The organism is Streptomyces sp. TAA204, from assembly GCF_000424965.1.
In genome coordinates, this window is the sequence record NZ_AUKW01000009.1 from 363,248 (window position 1) to 381,764 (window position 18,517).

Genomic DNA, 18,517 nt, shown 5'->3' on the forward strand with positions numbered 1-18,517 from the left:
CCGGCCACGCGCCCGGCACGTCAGCGCATGCGGGTCGCCCACTCGCGCACCTTCGCGATGCGCGACTCGATCTGTCCCGCCGTGGCCTCCGCGCTCGGCGGCCCACCGCACACGCGGCGCAGCTCGTTGTGGACCGCTCCGTGCGGCTTGCCGCTCTGGTGCACGTAGGCGCCGACAAGGTTGTTCAACTGCTTGCGCAGCTCCATCAGTTCCTTGTGCGTGACCACCGGCCGCCTCTCGGCGGGGAGTTCGAGGAGGTCCGCTTCCGCGTCGGGCCGCTTCCTGCTGTGCGAGATCTGCCGCGCCTGCCGCTTCTGCAGCAGCGTCTGCACCTGCTCCGGCTCCAGGAGCCCAGGAATGCCGAGGTAGTCCGCCTCCTCCTCGCTGCCCGGGTGCGCCTGCATGCCGAACTCGGCGCCGTCGTACGTCACCCGGTCGAAGACGGCGTCCGACTCCAGCGCCTCGAAAGGCAGTTGGTCCTGCTCCCCGGTGTCCTCGTCGTCCTCGCGCTCGGCCTCCTTCAGGAGGTCCTCCTCCTGCGCGTAGGGGTCCTCCTCGGCGTCCTTCTTCGGCTTGTCGAGCACGTGGTCGCGCTCGACCTCCATCTCGTTCGCGAAGGTCAGCAGCATCGGGATGGTCGGCAGGAACACGGACGCCGTCTCACCGCGCCGCCGTGAGCGTACGAACCGGCCGACCGCCTGGGCGAAGAAGAGCGGCGTGGAGATCGTCGTCGCGTACACCCCCACCGCGAGGCGCGGCACGTCGACGCCTTCGGAGACCATGCGGACGGCGACCATCCATCTCTCGTCCGAGTTGCGGAAGTCCTCGATGCGCTGCGAGGCGCCGCCGTCGTCGGACAGGACGAGCGTGGCACCGGCTCCGGTGATCTCACGGATGAGCTTGGCGTAGGCGCGTGCCGACTCCTGATCGCTGGCGATCACCAGTCCACCCGCGTCGGGTACGGCTTTGCGCACCTCGCTCAGCCGCCTGTCCGCCGCCCCCAGCACGGCCGGCATCCACTCGCCGTGCGCGTCGAGCGCCGTGCGCCACGCCTGCGAGACCGCGTCCTTGGTCATCGGTTCGCCGAGCCGCGCCTCGATCTCGTCCCCGGCCTTGGTGCGCCAGCGCATGTTGCCGCTGTAGGAGAGGAAGATGACGGGGCGCACGACTCCGTCGCCGAGCGCGTTGCCGTAGCCGTAGGTGTAGTCGGCCACGGAGCGGCGCACGCCGTCGGCGTCCTCCGCGTAGTCGACGAACGGGATCGGGTTGGTGTCGGAGCGGAAGGGGGTGCCCGTGAGCGCGAGCCGGCGCGTGGCGGGCTCGAACGCCTCCTGGCACGCCTCGCCCCAGGAGCGGCTGTCGCCGGCGTGGTGGATCTCGTCGAGGATGACCAGCGTCTTGCGCTGCTCGACCCGGTTGCGGTGCAGCATCGGGCGTACGCCGACGCCCGCGTACGTCACCGCGACGCCGTGGTACTCCTTGCTGACCGGACCCGCGCTGTAGTCCGGGTCCAGCTTGATGCCGATCCTCGCCGCGGCGTCCGCCCACTGCTTCTTCAGATGCTCGGTGGGCGCGACGACCGTCACCTGCTGCACGACGTGGTGGTGGAGCAGCCAGGAGGCAAGGGTGAGCGCGAAGGTCGTCTTGCCCGCGCCGGGGGTGGCGACGGCGAGGAAGTCCCGTGGCTGCTGCTGGAGATACGCGTCCATCGCCCCCTGCTGCCAGGCGCGCAGCTTGCTGGCCGTGCCCCACGGGGCGCGGCCCGGGAAGGCGGGCGAGAGGTGGTGGCTGGTGGAGGAAGCGCTGGTAGTCACGGTCTCCGGTGGGGTCGGGGCGGCGTCGCAGCCGGCGCCTGGGGTGGCGGCGGTGCGCGCGTCGGGAACCGGGTCAGCGTACCCGCGGCGCCCTGCCTCCTTCCGGGGAGCCCGGGCGCCCGCCTTCCCCCCGGGTGCGCGCGGGGGCGGTCCGCGCTCACGCCGTCAGCAGTACGCCCCCGTACGAGGCGCCCGCGATGACCGCCCACGAGCACAGTCCGAGGGCGGCGACCCGCCATCCCGTACGGGCCAGCGTGGGCAGGTGCACCGCGCTGCCGAGCCCGAACAGGGCGGCGGCGAGGAGGAGTTCCTGAACGGTCCCGGCAGTACCGAGCACGCTCTCGGGCACCCACCCGGTCGTACGCACGGCCACCATGAGGAGGAACCCGATCACGAACAGTGGGACGAGCGGCGGGCGCCGGGGGGCCACGCCGCCGGACGGGCCCGCTGCCGCTCCGCTTCCCGCTGCGTCGTCCGTCCCGGCTCCCGCTCCGGCTGCCTGCCCGGCCCGGTGACGCGCCCGTACGGACAGCACCACCGCGGCGACCAGCGGCGCCAGCAGCGCCACCCGCATCAGCTTCACCAGCACGGCCTGGCCGAGGGCGTGCGGCCCCGCTGTCTGCGCGGCGGCGACGACCTGTCCGACGTCGTGCACTCCCGCGCCGATCCAGCGGCCGAACTGGGCGTCGTCCAGGCCGAGAGGGTGGTGGAGGAGCGGCAGTACGGCGATGGCGAGCGTGCCGCACAGGGTGACCAGGGCGACGGACGTGGCGACGTCACGCTCCTCGCTCCTGCGCACCTCGCTGACCGCGCAGATGGCCGAGGCGCCGCAGATCGAGTAACCGGTGGCGATGAGCAGGGGCTGGTCGCCGGGGAGTCCGAGCTTCGCGCCGAGCCACCGCGTCCCGCAGAAGGTGGCCGCGACGACGACGAACACCATAGCGACGGTGGCCCAGCCGAGCCCCAGGATGTCGCCCACGCTCAACTTCAGCCCCAGCAGCACGACTCCGAGCCGCATCAGCCTCTTCCCGGCCAGCGACAGACCCGGCCGCCCCGTACCCGCGGCGAACGTACGCAGGCCCGGCACGTGGGCGACGAGGACGCCGAGCACCACGGCCGCGGTGAGCAGCGGCACGGGCGGCAGCAGCAGATGGACGGTGCCGGCGGCGGCGACGCCGAGCGCGGCGAGCGCGAGTCCGGGCACCTTGCCGGGCGGGCGGCCCGGACGGGCCCCGCCCGCACCGGACTTGGGCGCACCGGAGGCGGGCGCACCGGGATCGCCGGCGCCGGGACGGGTGCCGGGACCGGTGACAGGGCCGGGACCGGTGACAGGGCCGGTGACAGGGCCGGCCGTCCCGGGTACGCCGCTGGCCTTGCCAGCGTCGGGCACGGCGCGGGGAGCGCCCGCCCGCACCTGGTCATCGGCTGACGCGGGCGGGCGCTCCCCCAGCAGCGCCATCAGCGGTCCGCCGGCAGTTCGTACACGCGTCGGACGCTGCTGCCCAGACGGGAGATGTCCGCTCCGTAGACGTGGAGCGAAATGGCCTTCTCCCGGCAGCCGTTCCACACCTTGTGTATGTCGCCGGGCGGTGCGAAGCCGCAGACCGCGCCGACCGGGTTGACCACGTCCTCGGTCGCGACGAGGCGCGCGCTGCCGCCCGGGGCCTCGGCGGGCAGCAGCCGGTAGCGCCGCTCGTGCTCCTCGCCCCGGTGAACTCCCGTGACGCACCAGGAGACATGGTCGTGCACGGAGGTGAACTGGCCGGGCAGCCACACCAGTCCCACGATCGAGAAGCTTCCGTCGGACTCGGCGTGCAGCAGGTGCTGCCGGTAGCGCTCGGGGTCGCCCTCGTGCTGTTCGGGCGTGAGCAGGCTGTCGGCTCCGTCGGTGCCCAGGTGCGGCGCCAGCTTCTCGCCGACGAGGTACGCCGTGACGTCCGGTGCCATGCCCCGGCCGACCACTTCGCGCACCTCCTCGACGAGGGCGTCGAGCCGCGCGGTCGTCCGGCGGCTCCCACGGGCGGCTGTCGCGGTGTGCTGCTCCGTCGAAGTGGTCATGTTCGCAGCGTGACCGCGCGGACCCATCACGTCCAACGACGGTTGTTTGGGTCTCGTCCAACATCCGCTTATGGGCGCGGGATCGAACCACGACGAGCGCGGCCACCGCGTCCCGGACGGGATTTGTCGGACTCCCCCTAACACCCCACACGGTTCGCGGCGGCCGACCTCAGCTCCTCCAGCACCAGCGCGGTGGCCGGTGTCTCCAGGTGTTCGGGCAGCACATACGCGGAGACCTGGCGCCGGGAAGCGGGGTCGAGGGCCCTCCCGGTGACCTTACGGTGCACGAGGAAGGAGAGCACCAGCCCCGGCATCATCGCGATGCCCAGCCCTTCGGCGACCAGGCTCTGCACCACGAGTATGTCGTCGGTGGTGAAGGCGATGTCCGGCGCGAATCCCAACTCGGCGCACTCGTGGAGGAAGTTGGCCCGGCAGCGCAGGCACCCGGCGATCCAGCGCTCCTCCGCCAGATCGGCGAGCTTGACCGCGCGGCGCCGGGCCATGGGATGCCCCGTCGGCAGCAGCACCGTCAACTGGTCCTCCATGAGCGGGATCTCGACCAGTTCCTCCGGCACCTGTTCGTGCAGCCCGGGATAGGTGAAGGCGAGGGTGATGTCGCACTCGCCGTCGACGACGCGGCGCAGCGAGTCCGGCGGCTCCGCCTCCTGCAACTCGACCCGCACACCCGGGTGTTCGGACGCCAGCCGCGCCAGCGCCTCCGGTACGAGCGTCGCTCCCGCACTGGGGAACGCGCACATCCGCACCTTCCCCGCGCGCAGCCGCGTGATCGCCGACATCTGCTGCTGCGCTGCCTCGATGCGCTCCAGGATGACCCCGGCGTGCCGCTCCAGCGCCTCCCCCGCCTCGGTGAGCCGCATCCGGCGGCCCACGCGTATGAACAGCGGGGTACCGACGGAACGCTCGAGTGCCTTCATCTGCTGTGTGATCGCGGGCTGGGTGTAGCCGAGCGTCCGGGCGGCGGCCGAGTACGAACCGGCGCGCACCACTTCGTGGAACGTCCGTAGGTGCCGCGAGTCGAACATGCCCGAACCATAAGCGGATTTTGGGTCGCGGCGACATCCCCTCAGGACGACTTGGGGATCACGCTGCCCGCTGCCACGTCGTCGGCTTCCCTGACCGCGTTCTCCCGCACCGTGGCCTCGCCCGTGTCCCGCACCGGGTACCGCTTCACGGCCCGGAGCACGACGGCGTGCACACTGCACCCTTCGAGTTCCGCCTGCTTCTTGAGCGCTTCGGTGAGCCTGTCATCAAGACGAAGACTCTTCAGCCACGCCGGAACGGCACCGTCGGGTACATACCGGTACCGCACGAGTCAGCGGCTCCGCAGCCGCCCCGCCACCCCCACACCCGCCGCGCACACCACCGCCGAGAGGGCGTACACGGCGACGAACGCGAGCGGCTGACCGTCCGCGGCCCCGCCGCCCGCCGCGGCGGGCCCGTGCGCGCCGCCCACGCTGACCGCCCCGCCCCCGCACAGCGCGAACGCCGCGCCCGTGGCCGCCAGCAGCACCACGTTGGAGAGGCTGTCGGACATCTGAAGCGCCGCGGAGTTCCTGCCCGCCTCGTCCGGCGCGGAGAGCTGGAGCAGCAGCACGCTCGTGGAGGAGATCACCAGGCCCATCCCGTAGCAGCCGACGGCCATCGCCACGGCCAGCGTCCACACCGGAACGGCGTGCACCAGCACCACCGGCGCGTACGCGACACCGCCCGTCACCAGCACCATTCCGCCCCGTGCCAGCCGCTCCCGGTACGGTCCCAGCCGTGGCCGCGACTGTGTGAAGGACCCCAGCGCCCACGTCGCGCCGCCCGCCGCCAGCGTCAGCCCGGCCATCGTGACCGACAGTCCGCGCTGGCTGACCAGCATCAGCGGCACGAAGCTCTCCGCGACGATGAACCCGCCCGCCGCGATCCCCCGCAGCAGCACCACGGCAGGCAGCCCGCGTGCGGCCCGGTACGTGCCGGGCGGCAGCAGCCGCAGCGCGGCCGGTACGAGCAGCGCGGCCCCGGCGACCGCCGGCAGGAGGGCGAAGAGGCTCAACTCCTGCCCCGCGTACTGGAGCAGCCCGGCCCCCACGGCCAGCACCCCGGCGAACCTCAGCCGTCCCCGGTCCACGGGACGCGGCCCCTCCGGCCCGTCCCCGCCGGGCGGCGGCCCCGACGCGGCCCGGCGCAGCGCGGGCATCATCACCGCCAGGGGGACGGCGACCAGGGCCGGAATGCCCAGGAACACCCAGCGCCAGCCCAGATGCTGGGTGACCGATCCGGCTATCAGCGGCCCCACCACGGCCGGCACGACCCACGCCGCCGCGAACGAGGCCATCACGGGCGGCCGCAGCCGCTCCGGGTAGGCCCGGCTGACCGTCACGTACAGCGCCACGATGACCAGTCCGCCGCCCACGCCCTGCACCGCGCGGCCCAGTACGAAGATCCCCATGGTGACGGCCGTGCCCGAGAGCACCAGCCCGGCCGCGAACGTCCCGATCCCGGTCGCCAGCGGCGGCAGCGGCCCGCGCCGGTCGCTCCACTGGCCGGAGACGACCATGCCCAGCAGGGCGGTGGTGAAGTAGGCGGAGAAGGCGAAGGCGTAGCCGGAGACGCCGTTCAGCTCGTCGGCGGCCACGGGCATCGCCGTACCGACCGCCGTCGCCTCGAAGGCGATGAGGAAGACGACGGAGACGATCCCGAGCGTCAGCGCGCGGTAGCCGCGCCCGAGGACGCTCTCCTCCCGGGGAGGCGGGCCGAGGACGGCGGGGTCCGCAGGAGCCGAGAAGGCCGAGGAGGACGCGGAAGCCGACGAGGGCACGGAGGACGAGGAGGGCGCGGATGTCGAAGCGACCCGGGTGGCCGAGGAGGGCGAACTGCCCGCACCCGGCCGTTGGTTCGCCTTCGCCCACCCCCGCTCCGGGCCGCCGGCCCCTGCCACGGTCCCGCTGACGGACCCGGCACCCCCGCCTCCGGCCGCCTCACCGGCCTCTCCCGGGCCGTCCCCATACGCAGTCATACGCGCACGGTATGGCCGACCGCCGACACTCGGCATCTGCCTTTCGTCGGCATGGCCCGTCGGCCATTGGTCCTAGTGCCGCTTTCTCAGCTGCGAGGTCCTCCAGATCACACCGGACCGCAGCCAACTCCTCACCCGTCGGACCCGATCCCGAGCGAACCTGACCTGGCACGACTAGGATCTACGGCGACATCGCGTGTCGGTCACCGGCTGGGTGAGGCATGGAGGTGTCAGGAGGTGCCTTCGGAGGCATTCCTTGACAGTTGAGTTGAATCACACGATCGTCCACGCCCGGGACAACCGGGAGTCCGCAGAGTTCTTCGCGGACCTGCTGAGCCTTGAGATCACCGCCGAGTGGGGCCCGTTCATCGCGGTCGATCTGAGCAACGGCGTCACGCTGGACTTCGCCACTGTCCCCGCGGAACGGATCGTTCCCCAGCACTACGCTTTCTTGATCTCAGAGGATGAGTTCGACGCGGCGTACGCGCAGATCAGCCGGCGCGGCATCGAGCACTACGCCGACCCGCGCCGGCAATACCCCGACACGATCAACCACAACGACGGCGGCCGCGGCGTGTACTTCATGGATCCAGTGGGCCACGCCATGGAACTCATCACCGTGCCGTACGGCGGCTGGACCTCGTAAGCACAGGTGCTGAGGGTCGCACCGCAGCGCGGGTGCGACCCTCAGCCACTGCTTCTTCCCGGTGTACTCGCGGTCGGGCACCCTGCGATTACCTGCCGTGCCGCCCAGTCCGGCGCCGGCGGCTCCAAGCGCGGTGCCCGGCGGCCGAGGTCGCCCGCCTCCCCGAGGACAGCGACCACCTGAAGGAAACGGGGGCAACGCTGTCGAGGTCACCGCCGTCTCGCGCGGCCTGCCACACCGGGCCCCTCAGACGTGCACGCGGTCGCCGCCGAATCCGGCAATCCGTTCTGGACGGATCACACCGAAGGCCAACCCGAGTTGCGCGGTCTGCTGGAGCGCGGGTCACTTGCGGCGGCGTCGGCGGCGGCGTGCAAGGCGGTGGAATGCCTTCGGCCCGCCGGCCGGCGCGGGCAGTACGCCCGCGACGGCGTCGGCGAGCAGGGCGCCGACCGTCTCGGCCGCGCAGGAGCGGTTGGCCCCGATCCCTCCCGAGGGCCCGCGTTTGATCCAGCCCACCGCATACGTCCCGGCCCTGCCGGTCACCCGGCCGCCCTCGTGGCGGACGGTCCCGGTCGCCTCGTCGAACGGCAGCCCCGCCTGGGGCACTCCGCGGTGGCCGACCGCCCGCACCGCCATGCCTGCCGGGATCTCCAGCTCGCCGTTCCCGCCCGTGGCGCGCACGGCACGGATGTGTTCGCCGCCGTGTTCGCCACCGTGTTCGTCGCCGCACATCTCCACGGGCGCGGAGAGGAAGCGGAAGACGATGCGGCGCCGCCCTCCCGCCCCGCCCGGTGAGGTGGACCAGTCGACGGCCTCCCGCGTCACGCCCCGCAGTACCGCCGCCTTGTCCTTCGGCCCGGCGGTGTCGATCATCTCCCCGATACGCGGATCGTGGTCGTCCACGATCAGGTCCACCTCGGGGAGATGTTTCAGAGCGAGCAGTTCGGAGCGGGTGTACGCCGCCTGTTCCGGACCGCGGCGCCCGAGCAGCACCACTTCGCGCACCTTGCTGCGGCGCAGTTCCGCCAGCGCGTGACGGGCGATTGCGGTGTCCTCCAGTGTCTCCGGGTCGGAGACCAGGATGCGGGCGACATCGAGGGCGACGTTGCCGTTGCCGACCACGACGACGCGTTCGGCCGAGAGGCCGACGGCGTCCGGTGCGACCTCCGGATGCGCGTTGTACCAGGCGACGACGGTTCTCGCGGAGACGCTGCCCGTCCGGTCCTCCCCGGGGACGCCCAGCCGCCGGTCGGCGGCGGCGCCCACCGCGTAGATCACCGCATCGTGGTGTGCGGCGAGTTCCTCCGCCGTGACGTCCCGGCCCACCTCCAGGCCGAGGTGCATCCGCACGCGGGGATGCGTGTGGAAGCGGGCGAAGGCGTCGCCCGCTTTCCTGGTCGCCTGGTGGTCCGGGGCGACGCCGTAGCGGACGAGTCCGCCGGCGGCCGGGAGCCGGTCGACGAGCGTCACCTCTGCCCGGGTGTGCAGCAGCAGATCCTCGGCGGCGTACATGCCCGCCGGACCGGTGCCGACGATCGCGACCCGCAGCGGCCCGAAGTCCGAGGGCAGTACGCGCTCGAAGGTGGGCTCGCCCCAGGCGTGCAGGTTCGGTCCGGGGCCGCCCGGTCCCGGCTCCTCCGCCTGCGGCTTCTCCTCGGTGTGCCCGAAGTGGGCCGCGTTGATGTCGGCGTACTCCCGCTGATCGGCGGTCAGAGCGTCGACCGGGAGGACGGCGTCCACCGGGCAGGCGTCGGCGCAGGCGCCGCAGTCGATGCAGGTCTCCGGGTCGACGTGCAGCATCTCCGTACTGCCGAAGTCCCGCTCCCCGGGCACGGGACGGATGCAGTTGACCGGGCAGACGGACACGCACGTGGCGTCCTTGCAGCAGGTCTGGGTGATCGCGTATGCCATGTCGTCCGCTCGCGTGAGGTCGTCAGATGAGGTTGGCGCGCTTGTAGAAGAACAGCGCGGGCCTGGTGAGCAGCCCCACCGACGCCAGGAACTCCATCAGGCCCGAACAGCTGGAGCGCATCATCGACTTGTGGTGCTCGTTGCTCTTCGCCTCACGAAGGGCGCGTTCCTCGTCCAGTCCGGCGTTCGCGTAGACCTTGCGGTTCACCATGCTGGTGACGATGACGTAGGCCGCCACCGCGATCATGAAAGAGTGGACGTGCCGGCGCACTCGTCCTGCGCGTGCGAGATGCCTGCGGGTCTCCTCGCGGGCGAACTTCATGTGCCGTGATTCCTCGACGACATGGATGTTGTTGATGGTGCGGACGAACGGCACGACCCGTGTGTCGCGCATCCAGTCGCGCTGCATGACGTCGAGGACCTCCTCGGCGACCAGGATCGCCGCGTACGCGGCCTCACCGAACGCGACGGTCTTGAAGAACCGGCCGAGTTCGATGGCCACCCGGTGCGGGCGGTAGGCCGGCGCCCGCAGCTTCTTCGCGCCACGGGCGAACATGATCGAGTGGCGGCACTCGTCGGCGATCTCGGTGAGCGCCCACTGGAAGGTGTCGCTGGCCGGGTCCTTCGCGTAGATGTCCCGCAGCACCATCTGCTGGAGGATCATCTCGAACCAGATACCGGTACCGGCCACCGAGGCGGCCTCCTGCCGGGTCAGCGCCTTGCGCTGCGCGTCGGTCAGTTCGCTCCAGTACTCCGTGCCGTAGAGGGTGCTCCACTCAGGGCTGGCTCCGTGGAAGTCCTCGTCCAGCGGGGTGTCCCAGTCGACCTCGGTGAGCGGGTCGTAGGAGAGCTGCGCGGACGAGTCGAGCAGCCGCCGCGCGGTGTCGTCCTCGGGCGTACGGCTCGTGGTGCGGCTCGTGGTCTCTGCTTGCGAGATGCTGCTGGCCATGCTGCGACTCCTCGAGTCGGTTCCGTGAAGTGCCTCATTCCCCGCGATTATTACCAGCGGTAACAGTATCTTGTTGACAGACCTTATAACAACGATCGCCGCCTGCCTACCCCCGCGTAACCCGCAGACTCGCGCCGACTGACGACCGGCACAGCGTCGAGATCCCCGCGACGGGCCAGGGGGCGGGGAGCAGCGGCCGCGCCGGCCTTCACCGGGTCTCGCGGCAGCCGCCCGGACCGGACTCCCACCGGCAGCGACAGCAGACTTCCGCCCGGAGATCACCTGCGCCGTCAGGCCCTCCGGGGCCGCCGGGACCGCTGAGCGCGGCGGAACGGGGAGACCGAGGCCCCTACGGGGCGCAGGCGCCGGCGCGTGACTCGGCGTAGAAGTTCGCACCGGACCCGGTGGAGCCCTCCACGCCCTCCGAGCCGCCTGGCAGTTCGCCCATCGTCAGACACCAGGGATGCTCGCCCTCCTCGTTGACGAGGGTGAAGCTCACCGTGCCGTCCGCGGACGGAGGCTCGGGGTCCGGCCCCTCCCGCTCGACACCGCCCCGCTGCGGACCGAAGCCCGTGTAGGCCTCCTCGTTGACCTTGTCCGTCGCCGCGTCGAGCCGCTCCTCGAAGCGCCAGACCGTTTCCTCGCTCGTCTCACTCCCGAGGGGGACGGGCCACGAGCCGTTCTCCAGTTCGTCCACGGTCCGCTGCACCACGGTGGCCATCTCGTCCTTGTCGGTGGTGGCCGCCTCACCGTCGTGCCAGATGTAGCCGCTGACGCCGAACGCGACCAGCGCGCCCAGCACGAACTGCACCCGGTAGAGGCCGTATCTGCTCTCCGACGGCTCATTCGCCTCCGGATCGCGGTACTTCCAGGACTGCGTGCCCCAGTAGATGTTCCTGGGATCGATACAGGCCAGGATCACCAGGATCACGCCCAGCACCATGAACAGGACCATGTAGTTGGACATGCGGACGCTGCTCTCCCCGTGAGTGTCGACACCCGGCGCCGGACGACGCCGGACAGGCTGACGGCTCCGCGCGGCGCTCCACCACGCCCGCCCCGCTGCGACACCGCCCCGCCGCGACGGCGACCGTACCCGTGGCCGCCCGTTCCTGGGGCACGCTGAGAGGTATGCCCTACTTCACCTCGTACGACGGGGCCGAGCTCAGCTACCGAGTCCTCGGCGACAGCCCCGCCAACCAGGACCGCCCTCCCCTGCTGTGCCTCGCCGGCGGCCCGGCCCGCGATGCCGCGTACCTCGGCGACCTCGGCGGACTGAGCGCGTACCGGCGGCTGATCGTCCCCGACTCACGCGGAACCGGTGACTCCCCCACCGCAGACGACCCCGGCGAGTACGCCTTCCCCGGCCTCGCCGAGGACACCGAGGCCCTCCGCGCCCACCTGGGCCTGGAACGCTTCGCGCTCCTCGCTCACGACGCCGCGGCAGCCACCGCCCAGACGTACGCGGCAGCGCACCCCGCACGCCTCACCCACCTCGTACTGCTCAACCCCGGCTCCCGCCTCCAGGGCGAACTCCCCGACGACGCCCGGGAGATCTTCGAGTCACGCGCCTCCGAAGGAGACTGGTGGGAAGAGGCGCACCAGGCCGTGAGACGCCTGGAGGAGGCCACCGACATGCCCGAGATCCGTCAACTGCTGCTGCGCGCCGCCCCGATGGCGTACGGACGCTGGGAGGCGGCACAGCGCGAACACGCCGCAGGCGAGGGCGACCAGCTCAACCCGGTGCCCAGGGCAGGGTTCTGGCAGGGCGTCGACGAACCCGCGCGCAACTCCATCCTGGACGCCGTGCGCAAGGTGGAGACACCGGTCCTCGTGGTCACGGGCGACCGCGACGCGGTCACGGGGGTACGGGCGGGCGAAGCGGTCGCCGAGTCGTTCCCGAACGCGCGGCACCAGACCCTCGGCGGCGTCGGCCACTTCCCCTGGGTCGACGCCCCCGGATCGCTCACGCGCCTGCTCCAGGACTTCCTCACGGAGACGGGGTGAACCAGGCCCTTCGGTCCGCCACCCGTTCCGGCTCATGCCGAGCCAGCCGCTCGCCCCGCGACTCCGCGACCCGCAGTGCGTCGCGCAGCGCCTCCGCCAACCGCTGCACGAGGAAGCGCAGTTCCTGCTCACCCGCCGACGACTCCCCTGACGCCTCTCCGACGGTCAGCAACTCCCGGACATGGAGCAGCAGATCGCTCCCGAGCCCGAGCTGCGTCTCCTCCATGTGGTCCGCGAGCGCGTCGATGAATCCGTCTCCGTCGGAGGAGAGATAGCAGGGCCTGCCGTCCTCGCCGCTCCACGGCAGGAGCCGGTGGCCGCGCTGTCGGGACTGGTCACGCTGAGTTCCGTCATTCATGCCCCCACCGTGCTGACCTGTACATATGCTCACCAGTAACGATCCCGGTACGCAGAGTGGCGTACCGAAGAGGGGGACGGTGAGCACCCATGACCATCGACAGCAGCCAGCCGCCCGTCGCATGGCGCTACTGCGGCAACCAACTCAAGCGCTGGCGCCTCCAGTCGGACGTCAGCCGGGAAGACCTCGGCAAGGAGGCGGGCTACAGCTACGAAGCGATCAAGTCCATGGAGCAGGGGCGCCGCAAGCCGACCCGGCGCGTCCTGGAGGTCGCGGACGACATGTGCGGGGCTGGCGGCAAACTCCACGCGGCGACGGACTACTTGGAGCCGGAGAAGTACCCGGCGCGTACCCATGAGTTCATGGAGGCGGAAGCGACGGCGATCGCGCTGCACTCGTACCAGCCCTTGCTCGTCCCTGGGCTGTTGCAGACCGAGGAGTACGCACGCGCTCTGCTGCACGCATACCGCCCGCCGCTGGACGACGAGACGATCGGTGAACGCTTGGCCGCGCGGATGCAGCGGCAAGAGATGCTGACTGACAAGTCGACCGTGAGCTTCAGTTTTGTCATCTACGAGGCCGCACTCCGCACACTGGTGGGTGGACGGGAAGCCATGCGCCGACAACTGAACCACGTGGTGAAGCTGAGCGAATATCGCAACGTGTCGATCCAGGTGCTCCCAGCCGATACGGGCGCCCACGCCGGCTTGGACGGGGCTTTTGTCCTGTTGGAGACCGATGAGCACGTGCGGTACGCGTATGAGGAGGGGCACGAAATGCGCTGCCTCTCAACCGCCCCGGAAACACTCCAGGTACTGAACGACCGTCATGGCATGATCCGAATGCAAGCGCTCAGCGCCGAGGAATCAGCCCGGTTCATCAGAAGGGTGGCAGACGAGCTATGAGCAGCGAACTCGCTTGGTGCAAGTCCAGCTACAGCGGAACCGCAGGCGGCGACTGCGTCGAAGTCGCCGTCGCCTGGCGGAAGTCCAGCCACAGCGACACCGAAGGCGGAAACTGCGTGGAAGTGGCCGCCAACCTCTCCACCGTCCACGTCCGCGACTCCAAGGACCCCGCCGGTCCGGTGCTCAGTGTCACCCCGGACGAGTGGTCGGCCTTCATCCGCTACGCCACGCACTCGGCCTGAGCACGAAGTTGACCTGCCGCTCCCCGGCAGCGGGGACGTTCCCCGCCGCCGGGGAGGCCGCTCGTCGCGCGCCGAAAACCCTTGGCGTTCCCGGACCCCGCCTGGTTACGGTCCAGAACCGTTCCGCGACGGCTCGGGAGGTCCAGGTTGAGGCACAACACGCAGGCGGCGACCGGAGATGGCTGAGGGCAAGCACACCGCACCACCTGAACGCCCCCGCGACCGCGCGCTGACGGCACCGACCGTCTCCTGCGTCTTCGTCTGCCACGACGGCGCGGGACGCGTCCTCCTCGCCCGGCGCAGCCCGGGGGCGCGGGACGAGCCGGGCACGTGGGACACCGGAGCAGGCGCTCTCGAACACGGTGAGTCGTTAGAGGAGGCGGTCACGCGTGAGGTCCGCGAGGAGTACACCGCTGAGCCCCTCACCGTCGAGACGCTCGGCGTCCGGAACATCCTGCGAGGCACGCCGACCTCTCACTGGGTCGCGGTCGTCTTCGCCGTCGAGTTGGACCCGGCCACGGTCGCCATCGGTGAACCCCACAAGTTCGACGCACTCGACTGGTTCGCCCCGGACGGGCTGCCCCATCCGCGGCATTCCCAACTGGCCGAAACCCTGGCCCTCTTCCGTGCCCGAATGACCACGGCCGAGGAGATGTGATGCACCCGCTCGCAGTCGAGCAGAACTTCCGCGCCCGCGCCGACTTACGCACCGGATGGGGCTGGGCGCTGCTGGTGGCAGCCGCGGCGCTGTGGCTCTGCGCGTTCTGGCAACTGCTCACCCAGCAGCCCTTCAACGGCGACGAACTGGCGTGGGTGCTCGTACCCCTGACGCTCTCGGTACCGTTCTCGGCCGTCGGCGCCGTCCTGCTCACCTCGGGAACCGTGGCCAGCCGGCTGCGCCGCCATGAAGAGGAGCTGCGCCGAGCCGAGAAGGACGAGGCCGAACGCCGCGCCGGCAGGTGAGGAACGTGCCGGGCCGCACCGGGTCGGCAACTTGCCGGAACCGCCCGGCCGTCGCCGTTCCGACTGCAGCCATCAGGCACCACTGGTCCGGAACGCCGTCGACGCGCCGTCAACCGGCCACGAGCGGGTGGTAGCGCAGGTTCACCTCGGCTGAGCGATCGGCGCCGTTGAGCAGTTCAAGGCGGACGGGGGCCCCGCCCGGGTTGTCGAACAGCCGGATCCCGTCGCCGAGGAGCACCGGTGCGATGTGCAGGTCGATCTCGTCGATCAGCCCGCGCTGAAGGAGTTGCGCGCCGATCGTCGGCGAGAGGACCTCGAGGTTCTTGCCGCCGGCGGCCTCCAGACCGATCCGGACCGCCTCGGCCACGTCGCAGCTCAGGAACGTCACGCCGTCGGCGGGCTGAGCGTCCTCAGGATGGTGCGTCAGGACGAAGAGCGGCCCCTGCCACGCGCCGCCGTAGAGGTTTCCGGCATCGGGGAAGGCGTCCCACCCCTTGCGGCCGCCCAGTACGGCGCCGGTCGTCCCGGTGTACTCCTCGATGAGTCCGGGCCGGGACGTGAAACCCGTCAACCAGTCCATCGCGTGGTCCGGTCCGGCCACGAACCCGTCCAGCGACATGCTGAAGTGCCAGAGAACCTTTCCCCCGGCGGTCTGTCGTTCCGTGTCCGGGATGAACCTGATGCCGGCGTTCCCGGGTGTCTCTGCGGCGCCCATGATCGTTCCTCTCGTCGGTCTCCCTCGTACTGGTCGACCCGCCTCCCCCTCGAAACTCATCGCAGGGCCACCCGGAGAGCGCTTCCGGAAGCTGCCCGCTGCGACGTGGCGACCGTCTCGGGACGCCTCGCGGGGTGCCGCCTGCCCGCCACCGGAGCCCGGCCCGCCCGGCTCCGGTCGCCGCTGGCCGGGCCTGGCCGTACCGGGCCCCGGTCGCCCCGGAGATCCCGGTAAGGACCGGGATGAAGGAACCCACCCACCGGCCCCCGCGCGCAGGTCATGCCAACGGGTCGCCCACACGGGTGATTTGGTCGCCACCTCTCCCCGGCGCGGGTTACGCTCCGCAACGGAATCCGCACACAAAGACGGCCCCGGCCGGGACTGGCATCCCGACCGAGGGCCTTACCGATCCGGAAGCGAGACCTTCCCGATGGCTGTCCAGCACCTTAACGCGCCCTCGTCCGGCGTCGTCCACGTCCGCTCGCGCCACCGCGAGAACTTCACAATCCTCGCGAACCGCCTCGCTCAACGCTCGGGCAGCGCAGTCACGGTGGGAGTCGCGGCCTACGTCCTCTCCGTCGCCGACGGCACCCCGATCACCATCGACGCGCTCCAGGCCCACTTCACCGAGGGCGAGACCCTTCTCGGCCGTGCCCTCAACGAACTGGAGGCCGAGGGCTGGCTGGAGCGGCGTCTCGAACGCACTCCTCAAGGCCGCCTCACCACGCGTACGTTCGTCTACGACAGCCCCTCCGCACCGTCCCCGTCACCGCACCCGGACGCCGCTCCCCCACCGGACACCCCGGCAGCCGCCACAGCCACGACCGCACCCGCACCCGCTCTCGTGCCCGCGCCCGCGCCCGTAGGGGAGGTACCCGGGACACCGACCCCGCCGCCCGGAGCCACCCCGCCCGCTCCAGCCGCTCCAGCCACTTCACCCGCGTCGCCCGCGTCGCCCGCGTCGCCCCAGGCCCTCGGCGTACTGGCGGCGCTGCGCACCCACGATCCCCGACTGGCCCTCACCGAACGGGACATGACCCGTCTGGCTCCGGCTGTCGACGCCTGGTTCCGGCGCGGCGCCTGGCCGTCGCACGTCACTCAGGCGATGACCACCAACCTCCCGGAGCGGCTGACCGCCGGCCCGGCCGCGCTTCTCGCCTACCGCCTCCGCGAGTTGCTCCCCGATGCCCGCTCCGCCGCCTGTCCGTCCGGACGTCCCGCTCCCGTACCGCTGCAGACCTGCGAGGGCTGCGACCGCGCCTTCCGCAGCCGGGCCCCCGGCCACTGCCGCGACTGCCGCCCGGCGCAGCCCTCGGCCCGCGCGAGTTCCCAACGGACGGGCCCGCAGCCGCAGTCGCACCCGCAGTCGCGGCGGCCGTCACAACATCGGCCGTAGCCGCGGCGACAAACGCAACCGCAGCGGCACAGCGCTCAATGCCCGTGGCGTGCACAATGCCACGATGATTCCCCCCACCTACGCCGCTCCGTCCCTCCCGGGCCGGGGACGGCACACACCGGCCCACGCCCAAGTCCGCAGCCTGGACCCGCTTTCCCGCCTTGAGGCGCGGGGGGTGAGCGCGCACATATGATCACCGACGGCTTTCTGTACCTCGGCGTGCTGCTCGCACTCGCCGGCACCATCGTCTATGTCACCCAGCGACGCGAACACCGTGTCTTCAAGTACGTACCGGGGATCGTCCTGCTGTACCTCGGCGCGGCCCTGCTCAACACCCTCGGCGTCTTCGGCGAGTCCGAGTCGGTCGAGACGGCCGGCGGAGCCGTGAAGGACGCCCTTCTCCCGGCGATGATCCTGCTGTTGCTGTTCAAGTGCGACCTGCGCAAGATCGTCAAGCTCGGGCCGAAGCTGCTGCTGACGTTCACGGTCGCCGCCGTCAGCATCGTCCTCGGATTCGTCGTCGCCTATCTGCTCCTCCAGGCCGCGCTCGACCCGGAGGCGGACAAGGCACTGGGCGCGCTGGCCGCCTCCTGGACGGGCGGCTCCGCGAACATGGCGGCGGTGCAGGGCATCGTCCACGCGCCGGAGAACCTCTTCGGCTACGTACTGATCGTGGACACCGTTCTCTACTCGCTGTGGCTGCTGCTGATGTTCTCCTCGGTCGCCTTCTCCGAACGGTTCAACCGCTGGACCCGTGCCGGGACCACCCAACTCGACGCGCACACGGTCACGGAAGAGAAGGAACGCCCGATCGACCTGACGTCGCTCATGACGCTGATCGGCTTCAGCCTGTTCGCCTCCGCCGTGGCGACCTGGGTGGGTGGGCTGCTGCCCGAACTCGGCGACGTCGTCGACGGCACCACCTGGGCCATCCTCATCGTCAGCGCGCTCGGCCTGGTGATCGCGTCCACGCCGCTGGGGAGGACCGCGGGTTCCTCGCAGCTCGCGACGGTCATGCTCTACGTCATCATCGGCATCATCGCCTCCGGTTCCGACTTCACCTCGCTCACCGAAGCACCGCTGTATCTGGTGGCGGGCATGGTCGTCCTGGTCGTCCACCTCGCCGTGATGGCGGTGTACGCCAAGCTCGCGCGCGCCGAACTGTTCAGCCTGGCCGTGGCCAGCACCGCCAACATCGGCGGTGTCGCCTCCGCTCCGGTGGTCGCCGGCGCCTTCAACCGTCAACTGGTGCCGGTCGGGGTGCTGTTCGCGCTGATCGGCTCGCTCATGGGGACGTTCCTGGGCCTGGCGACCGTCCAGATCCTCTCGGTGCTCTGACGGCACGGCCCGGCAGCGCGCCGTCCCGGACAGGTTCCACCGTGCACTTCGGCGGAACCTGTCCGGGGGTAACGTTCCTGTCCGGTCCGGCACTTCATCGAGACGTAGCACGAAAAGAGCGCGGACGGACGGAAGGTCGTAAGAACCGAGGTCGAACCGTCCGTATCGCCCGCGAACTGAGGGACTACGGCGG

19 protein-coding genes are annotated in these 18,517 nt (G+C 71.1%); 8 read left to right on the forward strand and 11 right to left on the reverse strand.

Annotated features, from left to right (window positions below; translation table 11 throughout):
- Positions 1-20 precede the first annotated feature (20 nt).
- The 6 genes from H343_RS0116275 to H343_RS30970 form a co-directional block, all read right to left on the reverse strand.
- Positions 21-1,814 (reverse strand): DEAD/DEAH box helicase, encoded by a 1,794-nt coding sequence (locus H343_RS0116275; protein WP_028432024.1) that lies wholly within the window; start codon positions 1,812-1,814, stop codon positions 21-23.
- Between the two features lie 157 nt (positions 1,815-1,971).
- On the reverse strand, positions 1,972-3,273 hold the full coding sequence (locus H343_RS0116280; RefSeq protein WP_078505712.1) for a putative sulfate exporter family transporter: 1,302 nt from the start codon (positions 3,271-3,273) through the stop codon (positions 1,972-1,974).
- Positions 3,273-3,872 carry a cysteine dioxygenase gene (locus H343_RS0116285; protein WP_028432026.1) on the reverse strand — a complete coding sequence of 200 codons (600 nt, stop codon included), beginning with the start codon at positions 3,870-3,872 and terminating at the stop codon, positions 3,273-3,275. Before H343_RS0116285 ends, H343_RS0116280 begins: the two co-directional genes overlap by 1 nt.
- Before the next feature lie 137 nt (positions 3,873-4,009).
- Entirely contained in the window at positions 4,010-4,915 is a 906-nt protein-coding gene (locus H343_RS0116290) for a LysR family transcriptional regulator (protein WP_028432027.1), read from the reverse strand.
- 41 nt (positions 4,916-4,956) lie between these two features.
- A complete protein-coding gene (locus H343_RS30965) occupies positions 4,957-5,202 on the reverse strand; it encodes a hypothetical protein (RefSeq protein WP_037903899.1) in 246 nt (81 codons plus the stop codon).
- Between the two features lie 3 nt (positions 5,203-5,205).
- Positions 5,206-6,894, reverse strand: coding sequence for an MFS transporter (locus H343_RS30970; protein ID WP_078505714.1), 1,689 nt, complete (start codon positions 6,892-6,894; stop codon positions 5,206-5,208).
- A 256-nt stretch (positions 6,895-7,150) separates the two neighbouring features.
- Here H343_RS30970 and H343_RS0116305 point away from each other — a divergent pair, with 256 nt between their 5' ends.
- A complete protein-coding gene (locus tag H343_RS0116305) occupies positions 7,151-7,540 on the forward strand; it encodes a VOC family protein (protein WP_028432028.1) in 390 nt (129 codons plus the stop codon).
- Between the two features lie 342 nt (positions 7,541-7,882).
- Here the strand turns inward: H343_RS0116305 and H343_RS0116310 are convergent, their stop codons facing one another.
- The 3 genes from H343_RS0116310 to H343_RS30975 all read right to left on the reverse strand — a co-directional run bounded on the left by H343_RS0116310 (position 7,883) and on the right by H343_RS30975 (position 11,367).
- Positions 7,883-9,451 (reverse strand): FAD-dependent oxidoreductase, encoded by a 1,569-nt coding sequence (locus H343_RS0116310; RefSeq protein ID WP_028432029.1) that lies wholly within the window; start codon positions 9,449-9,451, stop codon positions 7,883-7,885.
- 22 nt (positions 9,452-9,473) lie between these two features.
- Positions 9,474-10,400: an AurF N-oxygenase family protein gene (locus H343_RS0116315; protein ID WP_028432030.1), complete on the reverse strand. Its 927-nt coding sequence runs from the start codon at positions 10,398-10,400 to the stop codon at positions 9,474-9,476.
- Positions 10,401-10,749: 349 nt separating this feature from the next.
- On the reverse strand, positions 10,750-11,367 hold the full coding sequence (locus H343_RS30975; RefSeq protein ID WP_037903902.1) for a DUF6199 family natural product biosynthesis protein: 618 nt from the start codon (positions 11,365-11,367) through the stop codon (positions 10,750-10,752).
- A 164-nt stretch (positions 11,368-11,531) separates the two neighbouring features.
- Between H343_RS30975 and H343_RS0116325 the strand changes: the two genes are divergently transcribed.
- Positions 11,532-12,407 (forward strand): alpha/beta fold hydrolase, encoded by an 876-nt coding sequence (locus H343_RS0116325; RefSeq protein WP_028432031.1) that lies wholly within the window; start codon positions 11,532-11,534, stop codon positions 12,405-12,407.
- Here H343_RS0116325 and H343_RS30980 read toward each other — a convergent pair.
- Positions 12,391-12,765, reverse strand: coding sequence for a hypothetical protein (locus tag H343_RS30980; protein ID WP_051265331.1), 375 nt, complete (start codon positions 12,763-12,765; stop codon positions 12,391-12,393). The genes H343_RS0116325 and H343_RS30980 overlap by 17 nt on opposite strands.
- A gap of 89 nt (positions 12,766-12,854) precedes the next feature.
- Here H343_RS30980 and H343_RS0116335 point away from each other — a divergent pair, with 89 nt between their 5' ends.
- The 4 genes from H343_RS0116335 to H343_RS0116350 all read left to right on the forward strand — a co-directional run bounded on the left by H343_RS0116335 (position 12,855) and on the right by H343_RS0116350 (position 14,875).
- A complete protein-coding gene (locus H343_RS0116335; RefSeq protein ID WP_028432032.1) occupies positions 12,855-13,670 on the forward strand; it encodes a Scr1 family TA system antitoxin-like transcriptional regulator in 816 nt (271 codons plus the stop codon).
- Positions 13,667-13,912 (forward strand): DUF397 domain-containing protein, encoded by a 246-nt coding sequence (locus H343_RS0116340; protein WP_028432033.1) that lies wholly within the window; start codon positions 13,667-13,669, stop codon positions 13,910-13,912. The genes H343_RS0116335 and H343_RS0116340 overlap by 4 nt, the downstream gene beginning before the upstream one ends.
- A gap of 178 nt (positions 13,913-14,090) precedes the next feature.
- Positions 14,091-14,570, forward strand: a complete 480-nt coding sequence (locus H343_RS0116345) for an NUDIX hydrolase (RefSeq protein WP_028432034.1) — start codon at positions 14,091-14,093, stop codon at positions 14,568-14,570.
- Positions 14,570-14,875: a hypothetical protein gene (locus H343_RS0116350; RefSeq protein WP_028432035.1), complete on the forward strand. Its 306-nt coding sequence runs from the start codon at positions 14,570-14,572 to the stop codon at positions 14,873-14,875. The genes H343_RS0116345 and H343_RS0116350 overlap by 1 nt, the downstream gene beginning before the upstream one ends.
- Before the next feature lie 109 nt (positions 14,876-14,984).
- Here H343_RS0116350 and H343_RS0116355 read toward each other — a convergent pair whose 3' ends face one another.
- Complete coding sequence (locus H343_RS0116355; RefSeq protein ID WP_051265333.1) at positions 14,985-15,590, reverse strand: dihydrofolate reductase family protein; 606 nt, start codon at positions 15,588-15,590, stop codon at positions 14,985-14,987.
- A gap of 430 nt (positions 15,591-16,020) precedes the next feature.
- On the opposite strand from H343_RS0116355, the gene H343_RS30985 reads away from it, so the two are divergent.
- Together H343_RS30985 and H343_RS0116365 are read left to right on the forward strand one after the other, a co-directional pair.
- The gene (locus tag H343_RS30985) at positions 16,021-16,986 is read left to right on the forward strand and encodes a hypothetical protein (RefSeq protein ID WP_486586921.1); all 966 of its coding nucleotides are present in this window, start codon (positions 16,021-16,023) and stop codon (positions 16,984-16,986) included.
- Between the two features lie 189 nt (positions 16,987-17,175).
- Positions 17,176-18,324 (forward strand): DUF819 family protein, encoded by a 1,149-nt coding sequence (locus tag H343_RS0116365; RefSeq protein WP_028432037.1) that lies wholly within the window; start codon positions 17,176-17,178, stop codon positions 18,322-18,324.
- Positions 18,325-18,517: the final 193 nt, after the last annotated feature.

Bases quoted from the DNA above. Each gene is read 5' to 3' on its own strand.
- H343_RS30975 (WP_037903902.1), bottom strand. From the start codon at position 11,367: ATGTCCAACTACATGGTCCTGTTCATGGTGCTGGGCGTGATCCTGGTG.
- H343_RS0116290 (WP_028432027.1), bottom strand. From the start codon at position 4,915: ATGTTCGACTCGCGGCACCTACGGACGTTCCACGAAGTGGTGCGCGCC.
- H343_RS30985 (WP_486586921.1), top strand. From the start codon at position 16,021: ATGGCTGTCCAGCACCTTAACGCGCCCTCGTCCGGCGTCGTCCACGTC.
- H343_RS0116340 (WP_028432033.1), top strand. From the start codon at position 13,667: ATGAGCAGCGAACTCGCTTGGTGCAAGTCCAGCTACAGCGGAACCGCA.
- H343_RS0116335 (WP_028432032.1), top strand. From the start codon at position 12,855: ATGACCATCGACAGCAGCCAGCCGCCCGTCGCATGGCGCTACTGCGGC.
- H343_RS0116325 (WP_028432031.1), top strand. From the start codon at position 11,532: ATGCCCTACTTCACCTCGTACGACGGGGCCGAGCTCAGCTACCGAGTC.
- H343_RS30980 (WP_051265331.1), bottom strand. From the start codon at position 12,765: ATGAATGACGGAACTCAGCGTGACCAGTCCCGACAGCGCGGCCACCGG.
- H343_RS0116350 (WP_028432035.1), top strand. From the start codon at position 14,570: ATGCACCCGCTCGCAGTCGAGCAGAACTTCCGCGCCCGCGCCGACTTA.
- H343_RS0116315 (WP_028432030.1), bottom strand. From the start codon at position 10,400: ATGGCCAGCAGCATCTCGCAAGCAGAGACCACGAGCCGCACCACGAGC.
- H343_RS0116310 (WP_028432029.1), bottom strand. From the start codon at position 9,451: ATGGCATACGCGATCACCCAGACCTGCTGCAAGGACGCCACGTGCGTG.
- H343_RS0116280 (WP_078505712.1), bottom strand. From the start codon at position 3,273: ATGGCGCTGCTGGGGGAGCGCCCGCCCGCGTCAGCCGATGACCAGGTG.
- H343_RS0116285 (WP_028432026.1), bottom strand. From the start codon at position 3,872: ATGACCACTTCGACGGAGCAGCACACCGCGACAGCCGCCCGTGGGAGC.
- H343_RS0116365 (WP_028432037.1), top strand. From the start codon at position 17,176: ATGATCACCGACGGCTTTCTGTACCTCGGCGTGCTGCTCGCACTCGCC.
- H343_RS30970 (WP_078505714.1), bottom strand. From the start codon at position 6,894: ATGACTGCGTATGGGGACGGCCCGGGAGAGGCCGGTGAGGCGGCCGGA.
- H343_RS0116345 (WP_028432034.1), top strand. From the start codon at position 14,091: ATGGCTGAGGGCAAGCACACCGCACCACCTGAACGCCCCCGCGACCGC.
- H343_RS0116355 (WP_051265333.1), bottom strand. From the start codon at position 15,590: ATGGGCGCCGCAGAGACACCCGGGAACGCCGGCATCAGGTTCATCCCG.